Here is a 16,160-nt window from a genome sequence, read left to right as displayed (position 1 = left end):
ATCACCGGAAAAAACAAGGCTGCGCGGCGCATCGAAAGCAGCGCTGCGGCGGGGGGTTGGAGGGTGCGATCCCACCCTCAAAAATCGGGGCCGAAGCGGCAAAAATACCGCCCGTTTCGATTCAAATACCGTGAAATTATAAGGTATCATTACGCGTTCGACCCAAACCCGGCAGCCTTTTCCCGCACCGTTTCGCCTCGTTTCGGCAAGCCGTGCGTGCTTCGTGCGATCCCCGGTAGACATCACTCGCAGCTTCGTGCGCCGCGGCGGCCGCTTCCGCCACGCTTCCCGAGGCTGTTATTTTTTCCGCTGCCGCCCTCAGCGCTCGCTATGCAGGGCCGGCCCAGAGCGAAACAGGATTCTGAATGTTCGGTTTTTTGCGCAGCTACTTCTCCAACGATCTCGCGATCGACCTCGGCACCGCAAACACCCTGATCTACATGCGCGGCAAGGGCATCGTGCTCGATGAGCCCTCCGTCGTGTCGATTCGCCAGGAAGGCGGCCCCAACGGCAAGAAGACGATCCAGGCGGTCGGCAAGGAAGCCAAGCAGATGCTCGGCAAGGTGCCGGGCAACATCGAGGCGATCCGCCCGATGAAGGACGGCGTGATCGCCGACTTCACCGTCACCGAGCAGATGATCAAGCAGTTCATCAAGACGGCGCACGAGTCGCGCATGTTCTCGCCTTCGCCGCGCATCATCATCTGCGTGCCGTGCGGCTCGACCCAGGTCGAGCGCCGCGCGATCAAGGAAGCGGCGCACGGCGCCGGCGCATCGCAGGTCTACCTGATCGAGGAGCCGATGGCCGCCGCGATCGGCGCGGGCCTGCCGGTGTCGGAAGCCACCGGCTCGATGGTCGTCGACATCGGCGGCGGCACGACCGAAGTCGGCGTGATCTCGCTCGGCGGCATCGTGTACAAGGGCTCGGTGCGCGTCGGCGGCGACAAGTTCGACGAAGCGATCGTCAACTACATCCGCCGCAATTACGGGATGCTGATCGGCGAGCAAACCGCCGAGGCGATCAAGAAGGAAATCGGCTCCGCGTTCCCGGGCTCCGAAGTCAAGGAAATGGAAGTGAAGGGCCGCAACCTGTCGGAAGGCATTCCGCGCAGCTTCACGATCTCGAGCAACGAAATCCTCGAAGCGCTGACCGATCCGCTGAACCAGATCGTGTCGTCGGTGAAGATCGCCCTCGAGCAGACGCCGCCGGAACTCGGCGCCGACATCGCCGAGCGCGGGATGATGCTGACGGGCGGCGGCGCGCTGCTGCGCGACCTCGATCGCCTGCTCGCGGAAGAAACCGGCCTGCCGGTGCTCGTCGCCGAAGACCCGCTCACCTGCGTCGTGCGCGGCTCGGGCATGGCGCTCGAGCGCATGGACAAGCTGGGCAGCATCTTCTCGTACGAGTGATCGCCGAGTGATCGCCTAAGCAGTCCCGTTTGATATGACGCACCCGCGGCGTGGCCGGATCGCTCGTTCAGAACGAACCGCCACGCCGTTTGCGCGTCTGAGCATTATTTAACCGATCACCACGCGCCCGGCGCCGACCATGGAATACAGTCCGCCGCCCCTCTTCAAGCAAGGTCCGCCCGCGCTCGCGCGGCTCATCTTCTTCGTCGCCCTCGCCATCGCGCTCCTCGTGTCGGACGCGCGCTTCAGCACGCTCGAAATCGTCCGCGGCGTGCTCGGCACCGTGCTGTACCCGCTGCAGCGCGCGGCGCTCGTGCCGCGCGACCTGTTCATGGGCGCGGCCGACATCGCCGTCACGGGCGCATCGCTGCGCCACGACAACGACGCGCTGCGCAAGCGCAACCTGCAACTGTCCACGCAGGCCAACCAGGCCGCCGTGCTCGCGCAGGAAAACATGCATCTGCGCGCGGTGCTCGAACTGCGCCAGCACATCGCGACGCAGTCGACCCCGGTCGAGATCCAGTACGACACGAGCGACCCGTTCACGCAGAAGATCGTGATCGGCCAGGGTTCGCAGCAAGGCATCCAGGACGGCTCGCCGGTCGTCAGTGAAGACGGCGTGGTCGGCCAGGTCACGCGCGTGTTCCCGCTGCAGGCCGAAGTCACGCTGATCACCGACCGCGATCTCGCGATTCCCGTGCAGGTGCTGCGCACCGGCCTGCGCAGCGTGATCTACGGCACGCCGAAGGGCGATTCGCTCGATCTGCGCTTCGTGCCGACCAGCTCGGACCTCGTCGCGGGCGACGAGCTCGTCACGAGCGGCCTCGACGGCGTCTATCCGCCGGGCCTGCCGGTCGCGAAGGTCGTGCACGTCGACAAGCTCGCCGATACCGCGTTCGCCCGCGTGACCTGCGCACCGGTCGCCGCCGTGCGCGGCGCGCGCCAGATGCTCGTGCTGCATTACCAGAACGACGTCCCGCCGCGTCCGGCCGAGCCGGAGCCGGCCGCCGACAAGAAGGGAAAGAAAGGCGCGAAGGCCGCCGCGAAGGGCGAGAAAGCCGAGAAGGCCGACGCGAACGCGAAGCCGGCCGCCGCGGCCGCACCCGGCGCGAAACCCGCGCCGGCGGCGCCCGCCGCGCCGGCCCAGCCCGCTGCCGCGCCCGCGAAGCCCGCGGCCGGGCAACCAGGAGCCCAGCGATGAACCGTCCGCAATACATCCTGCAGCCGGTCAACCCGTACTTCATCGTCTTCAGCCTCGCCGCCGCGTTCCTGCTGAACCTGATGCCGTGGGGCCGCCTGCCCGGCGTGCCCGATTTCGTCGCGCTCGTGCTGCTGTTCTGGAACATCCACCAGCCGCGCAAGGTCGGGATGGGCGTCGCGTTCGTGCTCGGCATCCTGATGGACGTGCACGACGCGGGGCTGCTCGGCGAGCACGCGCTCGCCTATACGCTGCTGTCGTACGGCGCGATCACGATCCACCGCCGCGTGCTGTGGATGCCGATCGGCGTGCAGGTGCTGTATGTCACGCCGCTGCTCGTCGCCGCGCAGCTGGTGCCGTTCGTGATCCGCCTGATGATGGGCGCCGCGTTTCCCGGCTGGCGCTATCTGGTGGACGGCTTCGTCGAGGCCGCGCTGTGGCCGATCGCGAGCCACCTGCTGCTGATGCCGCAACGCCGCCCGGTCGACCCGGACGATACGCGCCCCATCTGAGCCGCACCGGAACCGACCTTGAACACCCGCCGCCCCCACGCCCGCCGCGCGCCGCGCTCCGGGGCGGCCCCTCGCCCGCGCGCGCTCGCCGCGCATGGGCCGGATCAAATGTAACCGCATGACCGAATTCAACGACACCCAACAGCAGCTCTCGAAGTTCCGCCTGCGCGTCGCGGCGGCGGGCGTGTTCGTGTTCGTCTGCTTCGGGCTGCTCGCGAGCCGCTTCTTCTACCTGCAGCTGATGCAGCACGGCAAATATGCGCTGCAGGCCGAGGAAAACCGCATCTCGGTCGCGCCGATCGTGCCGAACCGCGGGATCATCACCGACCGCAACGGCGTGGTCCTCGCGAAGAACTATTCGGCGTACACGCTCGAGATCACGCCGTCGAAGCTCGACGACACGCTCGACAACACGATCGACAAGCTGTCCGAGATCATCCCGATCGACGCGCGCGACCGCCGCCGCTTCAAGAAGCTGCAGGAAGACTCGAAGAACTTCGAGAGCCTGCCGATCCGCACGCGCCTCACCGACGCGGAAGTCGCGCGCTTCACCGCGCAGCGCTTCCGCTTCCCCGGCGTCGACGTGCGCGCGCGGCTGTTCCGCCAGTACCCGCTCGGCATGACGGCCGCGCACGTGATCGGCTACATCGGCCGGATCTCGAAGCGCGACCAGGATCGCATCGATGCGATGAGCGACGAGAACGACAGCGACCAGGAACATTACGATCCGCGTCGCGACGCGAACAACTACAAGGGCACCGACTACATCGGCAAGATCGGCGTCGAGCAGAGCTACGAAGCCGACCTGCATGGCCTCACGGGCTTCGAGGAAGTCGAGGTGACGGCCGGCGGCCGGCCCGTGCGCACGCTGTCGCGCACGCAGGCGACGCCCGGCAACAACCTGGTGCTGTCGCTCGACATCGGGCTGCAGCAGGTCGCCGAGCAGGCGTTCGCCGGCAAGCGCGGCGCGCTCGTCGCGATCGAGCCGAAGACGGGCGACGTGCTCGCGTTCGTGTCGTCGCCGAGCTTCGACCCGAACTCGTTCGTCGACGGCATCGACCAGCAGACCTGGGACGAGCTGAACAACTCGCCCGACAAGCCGCTGCTGAACCGGCCGCTGCACGGCACCTACCCGCCCGGCTCGACGTACAAGCCGTTCATGGCGCTGGCCGGCCTGACGCTCGGCAAGCGCACGCCGGGCTGGGGCTTCCAGGATCCCGGCTACTTCACGTTCGGCGGCCACACGTTCCGCAACGACGTGCGCTCGGGCCAGGGCTGGGTCGACATGAACAAGGCGATCATGGTGTCGAACGACACCTACTTCTACATGCTCGCGCGCGACCTCGGCGTGAACGCGATCGCGAACTTCATGAAGCCGTTCGGCTTCGGCCAGATCACCGGCATCGACATCCAGGGCGAGGCGCGCGGGATCCTGCCGTCGACCGACTGGAAGAAGAAGGCGTTCAAGAAGGCCGCGCAGCAGAAGTGGTTCGACGGCGAAACGATCAGCCTCGGGATCGGCCAGGGCTACAACTCGTACACGATCCTGCAGCTCGCGCATGCCACCGCGACGCTCGCGAACAACGGCGTCGTGATGAAGCCTCACCTCGTGAAGGAAGTCGAGGATCCGATCTCGCGCGCGCGCCACCTGACCGTGCCGAAGGAAAGCGAAGTGATTCCGCTCAAGCAGGGCGACATCGACGTCGTGAAGCGCGGGATGGAAAACGTGATCGAGAATCCGTCCGGCACCGCGTACAAGGTGTTCCGCGGCGCCTCGTACCTCGCGGCCGGCAAGACCGGTACCGCGCAGGTGTTCTCGCTGCAGGGCTCGAACTACAAGGGCCACCTGCTCGCCGAGCACCTGCGCGACCACGCGCTGTTCATCGCGTACGCGCCGGTCGACCATCCGCAGATCGCCGTCGCGCTGGTCGTCGAAAACGGCGGCTGGGGCGCGCAGGCCGCGGGCCCGATCGCGCGCCGCGTGCTCGACTACTACCTCGTCGAACGTCAGAACCCGAACAACGAAGCCGCGGCCGTGGCCGCCGCCGCGTCGGCGACCGAGCCGGTGAGCGCGCCCGTGGTCGGCGACGCATCGAAGCCCGCCGCCGTCGCGGCCGGCTTCACCGCGCTGCCGCAGCCGGTCGTGCCGAGTGCGGCAAGTGCGGCGAGTGCGGCGGACGCCGCGTCGGCGCCCGGCGCGTCGAGCGCGGCGCAGCCGTCCGACGCGAGCGCCGCGGCGCCGATGGCCGCAAGCCTGCCGCCGATCCGGCGCCCGCACCGGCCGCACCGGCCCGCGAGCGGCACACAGCCGGTCGCCACCGCGCCGCGCGACGACAACTTCCGTGCCTCGGCCACCGCGAAAGCGGTGAATGCCGGCACCGCTCATTAACGGAGAAAGGCATGCAATTCGACAAGCGCGCCTGGCTCGACAAGATCAAGCAAATGTTCGCGGGTTTCGACCGCCCGCTCGCCCTCATCGTGTTCCTGCTGCTGTGCGTCGGCATCGTCACGCTGTACAGCGCGGCGATCGACATGCCGGGCCGCGTCGAGGACCAATTGCGCAACATCCTGCTGACGTTCGTGCTGATGTGGGTGATCGCCAACATCCCGCCGACGACGCTGATGCGCTTCGCGGTCCCGCTATACACATTCGGGGTCGCGCTGCTGGTCGCGGTCGCGCTGTTCGGGATGACCAAGAAAGGCGCGAAGCGCTGGCTGAACGTCGGCGTCGTGATCCAGCCGTCCGAAATCCTCAAGATCGCGACACCGCTGATGCTCGCGTGGTACTACCAGCGCCGCGAAGGCGGGCTGCGCTGGTACGACTTCGTCGTCGCGTTCGGGATCCTGCTCGTGCCGGTCGGCCTGATCGCGAAGCAGCCCGACCTCGGCACCGGCCTGCTCGTGTTCGCGGCCGGCCTCTTCGTGATCTACCTCGCCGGCCTGTCGTTCAAGCTGATCGTGCCGGTGCTGGTCGCGGGCGTGATCGCGGTCGGCTCGATCGCCGTGTTCGAGGATCGCATCTGCCAGCCCGAAGTGCAGTGGCCACTGATGCACGACTACCAGAAGCACCGCGTGTGCACGCTGCTCGACCCGACCTCCGACCCGCTCGGCAAGGGCTTCCACACGATCCAGGCCGTGATCGCGATCGGCTCGGGCGGCGCGCTCGGCAAGGGCTACCTGAAGGGCACGCAGGCCCACCTCGAATTCATTCCGGAGAAGCACACCGACTTCATCTTCGCGGTGTTCTCGGAAGAATGGGGGCTCGCCGGCGGCCTCGTGCTGCTGACGCTGTACATGGCGCTGATCGCGCGCGGGCTCTACATCGCCGCGCAGGGCGCGACGCTGTTCGGCCGGCTGCTCGCGGGCTCGCTGACGCTCGCGTTCTTCGTCTACGCGTTCGTCAACATCGGGATGGTGAGCGGCGTGCTGCCCGTCGTCGGCGTGCCGTTGCCGTTCATGAGCTATGGCGGCACCGCGCTGGCGACGCTCGGCGTCGCGATCGGGATGATCATGAGCGTCGGGCGACAGCGGCGGTTGATGAAGAGCTGACGCTGCGGCGTGGCACGCGGCTGGCGAGCAGTCGCAGCAAAGGAAAACGGCGCCGCGGGCGCCGTTTTTCATTGGGCAGGCCGAATCCGGCCGGCCGCCGTCACTGCGGCGTCGCGCGCGGGCTCGCGTGGTCCGCACCGGCGCCTGATGCCGGCTCCTGCGTCTTCAGTCGCGCGCTCAGCTCCTTGAATTTCAGCTCGGCCGTCTCGTCGCCCTGCGCGGCCGCGGCCGCATAGTACGCGCGCGCGATGTTCAGGTTCTGCGTGACGCCGTCGCCGCCGCGCTCGTAGAACGACGCGGTCACGTACTGCGCGGTCGGCTCGCCCGCGTCGGCCGCCTGCTTGTACCACGCGAACGCCTGCCGGTTGTCGCGCGGTGTGCCGCGCCCGTCGAGGAACTGGTTCGCGAGCGACAGCGCGGCCTGCACGTGCCCCTGCTTCGCCGCGCGCAGGAACCAGCGGTGCGCTTCGGCCGGATTGCGCGCGACGAATTCGCCGTCGTCGAACATCCGTCCGTACACGTACTGCGCATGCGACATGTTCGCGTCGGCCGCCCGCTTCAGCCAGCGCAGCCCTTCGTCGACCTTCGCGGTCACGCCGACGCCGGTGAGCAGCATCATCGCGTAGTTGAACTGCGCGAGCCGGTCGCCGCGTTCGGCTGCGTCGTGGAACTGCACCAGCGCCGCGCGATAGTCGCCGGCGTTGTAGGCGGCCACCGCCGCTTGCGTCTCGTGTGCCGGGTCCGGTTTCGCGTGCGGCGCATTCTGCGCCGACGCCGCGACGCACACGCCCCACAGCCCGAGCATCGCGCCGATCCGCCCGCACGCACCGGTCGTGCGCCGCGCGCGGCCCGCCCCCTCGCCGTCATTCATGACCGCACCTCCTGCAGCGCCTGGCGCGTCGCGCGCAGCAGCCAGGTCACGTCGGCCGACAGCGTGATCATCCGATAGCCGGCCTCGCGATACTGGCGCGCGATGGCCGTATCGCTCGCGAAGATGCCGACCGCGACGCCGGCCTGCTTGCCGGCCGCGAGCACGCGCGCCATCGCGGTCTCGACATCCGGGTGGCGGCTGTCGCCGAGATGCCCGAGGCTCGCCGCCAGATCGGCCGGGCCGACGAACAGGCAGTCGACGCCCGGCGTCGCGGCGATCCGCTCGACTTCGTCGATGCCGCGCGCCGATTCGATCTGCACGATCACCGCGATCTGGGCGTTCGCCGTCTGCAGGTAATCGCGGCGCATGCCGAACGCCGCCGCGCGCACCATGCCTGCCACGCCGCGCAGCCCGTCCGGGGAATCCGGCGACGGGAAGCGCGTGAGCCGCACCGCGTGCGCGGCCTCGTCGGCCGTCTCGATGCACGGGAACATCAGCGTGCGCGCGCCGGCGTCGAGCGCGCGCTTCACGAGCCACGGCTCACGCCCCGGCACGCGCACGACAGGCTCGCTCGGCAGGTGCGCGGCGGCCAGCGCGCGCAGTTGCGACGCGACGTCCCGGCTGTCGTTCGGCGCATGCTCCATGTCGATGCAGAGCCAGTCGTAGCCGGCGTGCGCGAGCGCTTCCGCGGCCGAATCGCAGCCGAGCGACAGCCACAGGCCGTACAGCGGCTCGTCGCCGTCGTGCAGACGTTGTTTGAGGGAATTGGTGAGCGTGCTCATCGATACGGCCTCCTGGCGGACAGGCAATCGAACGGAACAGGCAACGGGGGACGGCCGGACGGCAGCAGCCCGATCGCGGGCGCGCAGGCTGCGCCACGCAACGATCATAGCGCGCCATCGGGCGAAATGTGGGGAGACAGGCGAAGCGGGCCCGGTCGGGCACCGCGTGGCGGGCGACCGGCTGCGGGCGACCGGCTGCGGGAGACCGGCTGTGGGGGGGGCCGGCTGCAAGCGACCGGCTGCAAGCGACCGGATTCAGGCGACCGGCTGCGAGCGACCGGCGGCCGGCCGCCGAGCGCACGCTCGGGCCGGCAATGACGCGTCAGCGGGCGGGATCGCGCTCGACGTCGGCCCAGCAGTTCGGCGTTTCGTACAGGCGCACGCGCTCCAGCCGCAGGTTCACGCCGTAGTGCGCGTCGTACACGTTCGCGAGGATGTCGAACGCGATCGCCGCGAGGTTCTCGACCGTCGGGATCCGGTCGAGCACGACCGTCTTGTGGTCGGCCATCTGCTCGAGGAACGAGCGCACGACTTCGTCGCGCGCGTAGACCAGGAACGCGTGGTCCCACTTGTTGACGAGATGCTCGACCGCGAGCGCCTTCACGTCGGCGAAATCCATCACCATGCCGCGGTCCGGCGCCCCCTCGGTATCGACGAGATCGCCGCGCAGCGTGACTTCGAGCACGTAGCGATGGCCGTGCAGATTCCGGCACTGGCTGCGGTGATCGGGAATGCGGTGGCCCGCGTCGAATTCGAGTTTTCGGGTAATCAGCACGATGTCAAAGGCCGTGGCTCAGGGAATGTTCAGGTATTTGTGGGTCTGCATCGACAGCCGCCACTGCGGATGCCGCTTGCACCAGTCGATCGCAAGCTTCGTGTTGAGATCGCGCGACGGGCCGTCCATCGGCTGCACGAGAAAATACTCGAAATCGAGCTTCGCGTAGTCGGCAAGCCGCTGGTTGTCCTGCGGGATCACGACCTTCAGCTCGTTGCCCTTCGTGACGACGAGCGGCGCGTCGGCCTTCGGGCTCACGCAGACCCAGTCGATCGTCTCGAGCACCGGCAGCGAGCCGTTGGTCTCGATCGCGATTTCGAAGCCCGCCGCGTGCAGCGCCTCGACGAGCGGCTGGTCGAGCTGCAGCATCGGCTCGCCGCCCGTGCAGACGACGAAGCGATGCGCTTCGCCGTCGGGCCACAGGCCGGCGATCGTCGCGACGAGGGCTCCGGCGTCCTTGAACTTGCCGCCGTTCTCGCCATCGGTGCCGACGAAGTCCGTATCGCAGAAGCGGCACACGGCCTCCGCACGATCCTCTTCGCGGCCCGACCACAGATTGCAGCCGGCGAACCGGCAGAACACGGCCGGACGGCCCGCGTTCGCGCCCTCGCCCTGCAACGTGTAGAAAATTTCCTTGACCGCGTAAGTCATCGTGCTTCGTCCGGCTCGCGCCGCTCGTTGTCGATCAGAATCCGTTATTCATCAAGCGCCGCCGGCGCACCGCGTCACAGCGGCGCTTCGGTCACGCGCTCGCCCTTCAGGTAGGCCTCGTAGCCGCGCTTGCGCAGCTTGCAGGCCGGGCATTCGCCGCAGCCGAAGCCCCAGTCGTGCAGTTCCGCGCGCTCGCCCACGTAGCACGTGTGCGTCTCGACACGGATCAGCTCGACGAGCGCGTCGCCGCCGAGCTGTTCGGCGAGTTGCCAGGTCTGCGCCTTGTCGAGCCACATCAGCGGCGTCTCGAGCACGATGCGCGTGTCCATCCCGAGATTCAGCGCGACTTGCAGCGCCTTCATCGTGTCGTCGCGGCAGTCGGGGTAGCCCGAGAAATCGGTCTCGCACATCCCGCCGACCAGCACGCGCAGCCCGCGGCGATAGGCGATCGCGGCCGCGATCGTCATGAACAGCAGGTTGCGGCCCGGCACGAACGTGTTCGGCAAGCCATTCGCCGTGGTCTCGATCTCGATCGTGCGCGTCATCGCGGTATCGCTGATCGCGCCGAGCACCGACAGGTCGATCATGTGATCGTCGCCGAGGCGGCCGGCCCAGGCGGGAAACCGATGCTTCAGCGCGTCGCGCACGCCTTCGCGACATTCGAGTTCGACGCGGTGGCGCTGGCCGTAATCGAAGCCGAGGGTCTCGACCGTCTGATAGCGTTCCAGGGCCCAGGCCACGCACGTGGCCGAGTCCTGCCCGCCGGAAAACAGCACGAGCGCGCCGTCTTTAGCGTCTGTCCGAATCACCGTGATACTCCGTGAATGTATAGGCTCGCGTCGCGCTGCGCCCCGGGGCCGGCTGCCGCCGGGCGGCCCGACACGTGCCGGCCTGCGCCGGCTCGACCAGTATAGGCAGCGCGGTTATGCGCGAACGCGGCGGAGCGCTTATACCGCCCATCGCGCGGCATCGGTGCCGCGCGTCACGGCGGCGCCTGCGGGCAGCCCTGCCGTGCGCATGAAGCGATGCGCTAAGTCATTGAGCGGGCACGGATTTTATCACGCCCCGGCGAATGCTGCCGGACACACCACCGATGCCGCGCAAACCCACCACAAACGAAAAACCCCAAGAACCTTCCGATTCTTGGGGTTGGAACTGCTGGTGGCCTGGGACGGAATCGAACCATCGACACGCGGATTTTCAATCCGCTGCTCTACCAACTGAGCTACCGGGCCAACGAAGAAGAGAAAGTATATCCAGCCCTGTTACTTTGCGCAAGTACTTTTCGCAAAATATTTTACGCGGCGCCTTCCGACGGCTTCTTGCCGAGCTCGACGCCCAGCTGCTTGAGCTTGCGATACAGGTGCGTGCGCTCGAGGCCCGTCTTCTCCGCGACGCGCGTCATGCTGCCGTTCTCGCGCGCGAGGTGATATTCGAAGTACGCGCGCTCGAACGCGTCGCGCGCTTCGCGCAACGGAATGTCGAACGGAATCGCGGCCGTCTGGCCCGCGAGGCCCAAGGCCGCGGCCATGTCGTCGCCAAGCGTCGGCAGCGCGGCCGCGGACGCGACCGCCGCCGGGCCCGAAGCCTGCCCGACGCCGGCCTTCGCCGCCGCGTTGACGGACACCGGTGCCGCGCCGCGCACGAGACCGTGCTCGACCGACTTCAGCAGCTTCTGCAGCGCGATCGGCTTCTCGAGGAAATCGAGCGCGCCGATCTTCGTTGCCTCGACGGCCGTGTCGATCGTCGCGTGCCCGGACATCATGATCACGGGCATCGTCAACAGGCCCTGCGCCGCCCATTCCTTGAGCAACGTGACGCCGTCGGTATCGGGCATCCAGATATCGAGCAGCACGAGATCGGGCGCCTGATTCAGACGGTATTCCCGCGCGGCCTGCGCGTTCTCCGCCGCCTCGACGACATGTCCTTCATCGCTGAGGATTTCCGAGAGCAATTCCCGGATGCCCATTTCATCATCTACCACCAGGATGGTTGCCATTTACGCTGCCTTTGTCTGCACACTTGCTTTTGTCTTAGCGGGGGCCGTCCCGACCTGCGCGCCAGGTTCGGCGCCTGGCGTATCGCTCGCCATCTGCAGGAACAGGATCGACACCTGCGCACCCTCGACGGTCTCGCCGTGCATGCGATTGCGCAGATCGATCCGCGCGCCGTGCTCGTCGACGATTTTCTTGACCATGGCCAATCCGAGCCCCGTGCCCTTCGCCTTCGTCGTCACGTAAGGCTCGAACGCACGCGTCAGGATGCGTGCCGGAAAACCGGGCCCGTTGTCGGACACGGTAAGACGTACCGCGACGCGCGTTTTGCCCTCGGCGTCGGGATCGCCATATTCTACTGTCTTGGTTTCGATCAACACACGCGGATGCGCGACTTCCGCCACCGAATCCTGCGCATTCTGCAGCAGGTTGTGAATCACCTGGCGCAGTTGCGTCGCGTCGCCGCGAATCACCGGCAGCGACGGCGCGAGTTCGGCGACGATCGGGCTCTTGCCTTCGCCGACACCATACAGCCCGAGCACCTCGCTCGCCAGTTCGTTCAACTGCAGGTTGCCGAGCACCGCCGGCGGCGTGCGCGCATATTCGCGGAAGTCGTCGACCATCCGCTTCATCGCGGCCACCTGATTGACGATCATCGTCGCGCCGCGCTTGAGCACGTCCGCATCGGGCGGCGCGAGCTTGTCGGACAGCTTCATCTGCAGCCGCTCGGCCGACAGCTGGATCGGCGTCAGCGGGTTCTTGATCTCGTGCGCGAGCCGCCGCGCGACCTCGCCCCATGCGACCGAACGCTGCGCGGAAATCACGTCGGAGATGTCGTCGAACACGACGACGTAGCCGGACGTCTGCGGATCGTCGGCCTCTCCCTCGACCGTCGACACGAGGCGCGTGCCGCGCACGAGCAAGGTCAGCGGATCGGCTTCGCCCGGCACCTCGACCGCGAACTGCTGCTGCCAGTGGCCGCGATCGCCGCTGGCGCCGTCGGAAGCCGCCTCGCGATCGGCGAATGCCTTGCGCACCATCGCGCCGAATTCCGCCACGACGTCGATCCGGTCGAGCGCCGTGCCGATCATCGCGCCGAACGGCTGCCTGAAGATCCGCTCGGCGCCGCGGTTGGCCGTCGTCAGCCGGAACTGGCGGTCGAGCACGAACACGCCGGCGGTGAGGTTCGCGAGGATGCTTTCGAGATATGTTTTCGAGTGCTCGAGCGCGATCCGGTTCTTCTCGACCGCGAGCCGCGCCTCGGACAGCTGGCGCGTCATCGCGTTGAACGACTGCGTGAGGAAGCCGAGCTCGTCGCGCGACTTGATCTCGCGCTTCGGCGTGTAGTCGCCTTCGGTGATCTCCTTCGTGCCCTGCGCGAGCAGGAACAGCGGCCGCGCGAGCTGCTGGCCGAGCGCGAGCGCGAGCATCATCGCGATGAAGGTCGCGAGGAACAGCGCGAGCGTCAGCGTGCCGATGTACATCTTGCGCAGCCCGGTGCGGCCCAGCGCTTTTTCCTGGTACTCGCGATACGCGCGCTGCACCGCGTCGGCGTTGTGCGCGAGCGTGGGCGGCACCGGCTGCGTGAGCTGCAGGAAGCGCTCCGCCGGCTGCAGCAGCGACGTCGTCGCGTCGGGAATCGGCCGCACGACACGCAGCCGCAAGGCGCCCTTCGCGCCGTGCGCGCGCGGGTCGCCGTCGACTTCGCCCTCGATCGCCGCGTAGGCGCCATGCTCGCGCGCCTGGCTCAGCATCAGCGGCGTCGGCAGGTCGTCCGGAATCAGGACGGCGAAATTGCCCGATGCCTGCGCAACGATGTGCAGGTCGGGCGCCGCACCCGAGCCGCCGCGGCTCGGCTCGACGATCGTCGCGTCCTGCACGCCGAACTGATCGCGCAGGCGCAAGAGCGTGAGCGTCGTGCCGTTGGTATTCGCATCGACGCTCGCGAGCTGGTCGGACATCAGGCGCGCCTTCGTCTGCAGGTCGGACAGCGACGCGTCGAGCATTCCGCGGCCGAGGTTCAGGCCGGCCGTCAGCGCGGTCTCGACGTTCACGTCGAACCACGACTCGATGCTGCGCGACACGAACTGGTACGACACGATGTAGATGATCCCGCCCGGCACCACGCCGACGAGCGCGAAGAACACCGCGAGCTTCGCGAGCAGCCGCGTGCCGAACTTGCCCTTCCTCAGGCGCACGACGATCATCCCGATCAGCCCGAGCACCACCAGCAGGAACACGAGCGCGACGATGATGTTCATCGCGTACAGCCACGAGTAGTAGCGATCGAAGAACTCGGTGTTCGCGCTCGCGGCCGCGAGCAGCACGAGCAGCAGCAGCGCGGTGAGCGCGACGGTCGCTACGATGACGCGAACGAGGAGGCTCTTCCCGCTGGCCGCACGGCGCACTTTATTTAGCACGTTCGGTCACCGTGAAGTTGAAGCGCTTCCAGTCCGAACCGAGCGTCCAGTCGCGGTTGTTCACCGCGTCGACCTGGAACGGCTTCGGCATCAGCGCCGTATCGAGCTGCATGCGCACCGAGGCCATGTAGGTTTCGCCACCCCGCACCTGGTTGCGATCGATCACGTGCCACGACGTGATGTGCCGGACGACCGCGAGCGCGTCCTTCAGCGACGGGAAGCCGAGTTGCAGCCCGCCCGTCGACACGCGGTACTCGCGCGTGAGCGGCTGGAACGACAGGCGGATCGTCTGCGACACCGACACCGGCTGCTCGTCGAACCAGTACCAGCGCGCGCGGCTCAGTTCGAAGTCCGTCGTGAAGTACAGCGGGATGCCCTTGTTGACGGCATCCTCGAGGTTCGGGTTCAGCTCGAATTCGAAGCGGGCATCGAGGCTCCAGCCGCTTCCGTCAGCCTGCAGCGATGCGCGCTGCACGGCGATCGACTCGGCGGCGCGCGCCGGCCGAACGACAGTCAGGCACAGCGCCAATGCGACCAGCAGGACGGCCGCAAGCCGAAGTGGAAAAAGGTGTTTGATCGTCACCGTTTCTGAAACCGCGCGTAGAAAAATCCGTCGTGATCGGTGGTCTGGTCGAGTGCGCCGGCCGCTCCGGCGGGCACGCCGCCGGGCAGCAGTTGGCCGGGCGCGTCCAATCGTACCGCATCTTCACAGGCCGCTTCAAACCAGCGGGCCTGCAATTCGCCCTCCTCGGGGAAGATCGAACAGGTCACGTAGAGCAGTTCGCCCCCCGGCTTCACGAGCGGCCACAACGCCGTCAGGATGCGGCGCTGTTCCGCGACGAGTGCCGCGATGTCGGCTTCGCGGCGCAGCCAGCGGATGTCGGGATGACGGCGCACGATGCCCGACGCCGAGCACGGCACGTCGGCGAGGATGCGGTCGAACGGCCGGCCGTCGTACCACGCCTGCGGTGCGCCGGCATCGCCGACGCGCACGTCCGCCGCGAGCGACAGGCGCGCGAGGTTCTCGCCGATGCGCGCCGCGCGGGTCGCGTCGCTTTCGAGCGCGACGACCTCCGCGCCGGCCAGCTCGAGGATATGGCCGGTCTTGCCGCCCGGCGCCGCGCATGCGTCGAGCACGCGCATGCCGTCACGCGCGCCGAGCCATTCGGCGGCGAGCTGCGCGCCGGCATCCTGCACCGACACGACGCCGTCGGCAAAGCCCGGAATGCGATCGACCGGCAGCGCCGATGCGAGCCGCACCGCATGGCGGCCGATCGCGGTCGCGTCGATCCCGTTCGCGCGCAGCGTGTCGAGATATGCGTCGACGCTCGCGCGGCGCGCGTTCACGCGCAGCGTCAGCGGCCCCTGGCGCTCGCCGGCCGCGAGGATCGCCTGCCATGCGTCCGGCCACGCGCGCTTCACCGCATCGATCCACCACGGACGGTAGTTCCAGCGGGCGACCGGATCGTCCCGCAGCGCCGCGACGAGCGCGTCGCGCTCACGCTGGAAACGGCGCAGCACCGCGTTCACCAGCCCCTTCGCAAACGCGAATTCGCGCCGCGCGCCGATCACGGTCACGGCCTGGTCGACGATCGTGAACGCCGGATACGCGGCCGTCTCCTCCGGATCGAGCAGCAGCGCGAGCGCGCCGGCGAGTACTGCCTGCACGTGCGCGGGCGGCGCCTTGCTGACGAGCCGGCCGATCAGCCAGTCCGCGCTGCCGAGGCGCCGCATCGTCCGGTAAGCGACGTCCTGCGTCGCGCCGCGCGCCAGCGCCTGCGCGTCGGCCGGCATCTGCGCGAACACCGCGGCCAGTGCCGCCGGCAGCGCGGTGCCGCGCCGCACCGCATCGACTGCCTGCGCGGCCGCGTCGAGCGCGAAGCCCAGCGAATCGGGCGCGAGACGCAGCGCGGACAGGCGCGCGGGGCGGCCGGAGGAAGACGGAGCGGAGGAACGGGTTCGTGTCATCGGAGCAAAATCGGCAAACGGGCGCCGCGAG

At 68.1% G+C, this 16,160-nt stretch carries 14 protein-coding genes and 1 tRNA gene; 5 read left to right on the top strand and 10 right to left on the bottom strand.

Annotated elements, in window-relative coordinates; all coding sequences use genetic code 11:
- The first annotated feature begins 365 nt into the window (after positions 1–365).
- The 5 genes from SB771_RS24030 (at position 366) to rodA (ending at position 6,668) form a co-directional block, all read left to right on the top strand.
- Entirely contained in the window at positions 366–1,409 is a 1,044-nt protein-coding gene (locus tag SB771_RS24030) for a rod shape-determining protein (protein ID WP_004189550.1), read from the top strand.
- A 139-nt stretch (positions 1,410–1,548) separates the two neighbouring features.
- Positions 1,549–2,610 carry a rod shape-determining protein MreC gene (gene mreC, locus SB771_RS24025; RefSeq protein ID WP_175661987.1) on the top strand — a complete coding sequence of 354 codons (1,062 nt, stop codon included), beginning with the start codon at positions 1,549–1,551 and terminating at the stop codon, positions 2,608–2,610.
- The gene (mreD, locus tag SB771_RS24020; protein ID WP_011658224.1) at positions 2,607–3,119 is read left to right on the top strand and encodes a rod shape-determining protein MreD; all 513 of its coding nucleotides are present in this window, start codon (positions 2,607–2,609) and stop codon (positions 3,117–3,119) included. The genes mreC and mreD overlap by 4 nt, the downstream gene beginning before the upstream one ends.
- Before the next feature lie 118 nt (positions 3,120–3,237).
- On the top strand, positions 3,238–5,508 hold the full coding sequence (gene mrdA / locus SB771_RS24015) for a penicillin-binding protein 2 (RefSeq protein WP_175661986.1): 2,271 nt from the start codon (positions 3,238–3,240) through the stop codon (positions 5,506–5,508).
- An 11-nt stretch (positions 5,509–5,519) separates the two neighbouring features.
- Complete coding sequence (gene rodA / locus SB771_RS24010) at positions 5,520–6,668, top strand: rod shape-determining protein RodA (RefSeq protein ID WP_165752228.1); 1,149 nt, start codon at positions 5,520–5,522, stop codon at positions 6,666–6,668.
- A gap of 100 nt (positions 6,669–6,768) precedes the next feature.
- Here rodA and SB771_RS24005 read toward each other — a convergent pair whose 3' ends face one another.
- The 10 genes from SB771_RS24005 to rsmB all read right to left on the bottom strand — a co-directional run bounded on the left by SB771_RS24005 (position 6,769) and on the right by rsmB (position 16,129).
- The gene (locus tag SB771_RS24005; RefSeq protein ID WP_175661985.1) at positions 6,769–7,539 is read right to left on the bottom strand and encodes a tetratricopeptide repeat protein; all 771 of its coding nucleotides are present in this window, start codon (positions 7,537–7,539) and stop codon (positions 6,769–6,771) included.
- On the bottom strand, positions 7,536–8,321 hold the full coding sequence (locus SB771_RS24000) for an HpcH/HpaI aldolase family protein (RefSeq protein ID WP_126228736.1): 786 nt from the start codon (positions 8,319–8,321) through the stop codon (positions 7,536–7,538). The genes SB771_RS24005 and SB771_RS24000 overlap by 4 nt, the downstream gene beginning before the upstream one ends.
- Positions 8,322–8,643: 322 nt before the next feature.
- On the bottom strand, positions 8,644–9,096 hold the full coding sequence (queD, locus tag SB771_RS23995; protein ID WP_006755431.1) for a 6-carboxytetrahydropterin synthase QueD: 453 nt from the start codon (positions 9,094–9,096) through the stop codon (positions 8,644–8,646).
- Positions 9,097–9,114: 18 nt separating this feature from the next.
- Positions 9,115–9,747, bottom strand: a complete 633-nt coding sequence (gene queE, locus SB771_RS23990; RefSeq protein WP_175661984.1) for a 7-carboxy-7-deazaguanine synthase — start codon at positions 9,745–9,747, stop codon at positions 9,115–9,117.
- Between the two features lie 74 nt (positions 9,748–9,821).
- Positions 9,822–10,556, bottom strand: coding sequence for a 7-cyano-7-deazaguanine synthase QueC (gene queC / locus SB771_RS23985; RefSeq protein WP_011658229.1), 735 nt, complete (start codon positions 10,554–10,556; stop codon positions 9,822–9,824).
- 350 nt (positions 10,557–10,906) lie between these two features.
- Positions 10,907–10,982 (bottom strand) — tRNA-Phe (locus SB771_RS23980).
- 62 nt (positions 10,983–11,044) lie between these two features.
- Complete coding sequence (gene esaR, locus SB771_RS23975; RefSeq protein ID WP_011658230.1) at positions 11,045–11,746, bottom strand: response regulator transcription factor EsaR; 702 nt, start codon at positions 11,744–11,746, stop codon at positions 11,045–11,047.
- On the bottom strand, positions 11,747–14,161 hold the full coding sequence (gene esaS, locus SB771_RS23970) for a sensor histidine kinase EsaS (protein WP_041489875.1): 2,415 nt from the start codon (positions 14,159–14,161) through the stop codon (positions 11,747–11,749).
- Positions 14,151–14,744: a DUF4390 domain-containing protein gene (locus SB771_RS23965; protein ID WP_175661983.1), complete on the bottom strand. Its 594-nt coding sequence runs from the start codon at positions 14,742–14,744 to the stop codon at positions 14,151–14,153. Before SB771_RS23965 ends, esaS begins: the two co-directional genes overlap by 11 nt.
- Positions 14,741–16,129 carry a 16S rRNA (cytosine(967)-C(5))-methyltransferase RsmB gene (rsmB, locus tag SB771_RS23960; protein WP_175661982.1) on the bottom strand — a complete coding sequence of 463 codons (1,389 nt, stop codon included), beginning with the start codon at positions 16,127–16,129 and terminating at the stop codon, positions 14,741–14,743. Before rsmB ends, SB771_RS23965 begins: the two co-directional genes overlap by 4 nt.
- Positions 16,130–16,160 lie beyond the last annotated feature (31 nt).

This window comes from Burkholderia sp. SIMBA_051 (assembly GCF_046534915.1).
GTDB classification, from domain to species: Bacteria; Pseudomonadota; Gammaproteobacteria; order Burkholderiales; family Burkholderiaceae; genus Burkholderia; species Burkholderia ambifaria.
Note: the sequence above shows the minus strand (reverse complement) of the source record. Positions and strands in the feature narration are given on the sequence as shown.